At 49.1% G+C, this 1,933-nt stretch carries 1 protein-coding gene; it reads left to right on the top strand.

Translation table 11 applies throughout. The features are described from left to right. The first annotated feature begins 699 nt into the window (after nt 1–699). Nucleotides 700–1,320, top strand: a complete 621-nt coding sequence (locus tag ACFSUD_RS19550) for an ATP-binding protein (RefSeq protein WP_386376178.1) — start codon at nt 700–702, stop codon at nt 1,318–1,320. Nucleotides 1,321–1,933 lie beyond the last annotated feature (613 nt).

The following is a 1,933-nucleotide window of genomic DNA, read 5'->3' as shown; positions in this document are numbered from 1 at the left end:
AGCCGCATCGACGATCTGCTGCCGTGGAACTTCAGGACGTCAAGCTGAACCGACAGTGCTATCCCGCGACCGCTTACATTGGACTGGTTGTAGTTGCATAAGGTCTTGGTGTTTGATTGAAGGAAAAAACGGCCTTCGAGGGGTTGCTGTTGCAAGCATTCCAGAGATTGGCTTGGCGATCCCAAGTTGACGCAATCGCGTCGTGCCCCAGAGTAAATGCGGGATGTAAGGCTTGAAACATATTGGTAAACAGACTTACCAACTAATGTATGCATTTGGATCGAGGATTGGATGCAGGTTAAAATATTCGCACCAAACAGACTGGTTTTGGCTACGCATATCTTCGAACTTGGTTGGGATAAGCTTTCGCTTCCGGAAGGGTGTGAGTGCGTTATTGACATGTCGACCTGCAATTACGGTGAACCACAGGGAATGACCCTATTTGCCGTGACATGCAGAAACCTTATCAAGCGACATCCCAATGTTTCCTTCAAACTTCAAACCGCCCCCAGTTTTTTCAAAGGATATGCCTCTCACGTAGGTTTGTTCAAGTATATCGGCTTTAATCTCGGCAACTCGCCAAATTCGGCAACAGGATCACATACCTACACCCCGATTCGAACCTTTAGTATTCCCGAAATCAAATAATCCGCAGGAGAGGTTCCTGTTGGAAAATATCTCACAAAATACTCAACGGAGTTGTCAAAAATTCTCTGCCAGACCGATATTGGCGACATTTTCGACTTGTTTGAATATTGCTTTAGAGAGGTCATGAGAAACGCAGTTGAGCATGGGGCTGGAAAAAACTTAGTTGTTTTTGGGCAGCGCTGGGAAGCCAAAGGTGTCGCCGAGATCGTGATTTACGACGATGGGATCGGAGTGGCAGAAACCCTTTACGACAATGAATACATTGACTGCAACAATGGAAGGGAAGCTCTGAAGTTTGCTATTCTCCCCGGCATATCGGGGGTGTCCCGTGACGAACGGTTTTCTCAAGATGAGACGTGGGGGAACTCTGGATTTGGCCTGTATGTTACCAGCCGCTTTTGCGCTGAGTATGGGTCGTTCCGCATGATCAGTGGCGATGATGCTTTAACTTTCTCGCGCGGGGTCCAATCCGAACATAAGTGGAGCCTTCCTGGAACTTTCGTGCAACTGCGTTTCTCTGTGCAATCGTCAAGCGGCCAAGTCTCGCGCATCAACCAGATCATTGAGGAAGGAAAATCAGAGTTTTCGAATATCCTCGTAGATTTTCCAATCCAACCCTCCGCCGCATCAAAACTCTTGGCCTCACATTTTGAGAAAGAGCACGTGTTTTAAAAAATAAACGGCTATAAGCTGGTTGGAAACACGTGGTCTCGGAATGTCGCCGAGCCCATCATTCAGCCTCTGCATAGTCTTGGGCGGTCTGTTCAGCGGAAGAACGGGCTGTCATGGGAACTCCTGGCGCTTGCCACGTGGATATTATCCATCAGCCTCTCTGCCAAAGGAAATAACAAATTGAATTTGATCTGCGGAACTTTACTGCTTTCATGCATGCGCAATTTCGCGCAAAAGCCAATGAAAAATTCTGAATTGTGAAAGACCTGAACATAGAATTAAAGTGCGCTGAGCCTCGGAAAAATAAAACCCCTACGCGAGGGCTGACTATCGCTGGATGGCGTCAATTATACCCGCGCCCTGCGCTGGCCCGTTGCACCGCCTGAGGAAGGATCTCAATAAGATGCCGACGTTGGCTCCGGCTCCGGTGAGATAGCCCTTCCCTAATTTTGCCCCTTATCGGCTTCCAAACGTGCCTCGCCTGGCGCGCGGGGAGGCGCGAGATCACTGAGGTGGTGAAGTCTCCTTTTTACTGTAAGCGGTGCGCCGCCCCCACCTTCCTTGTGATCGCCTGATCTGAGATTCGGCCCTAATGGATGGATTATCAGGGAGT

This window comes from Sulfitobacter aestuarii (assembly GCF_042685005.1).
GTDB classification, from domain to species: Bacteria; Pseudomonadota; Alphaproteobacteria; order Rhodobacterales; family Rhodobacteraceae; genus Sulfitobacter; species Sulfitobacter aestuarii.
This window is presented reverse-complemented; position numbering and strand designations above follow the sequence as displayed.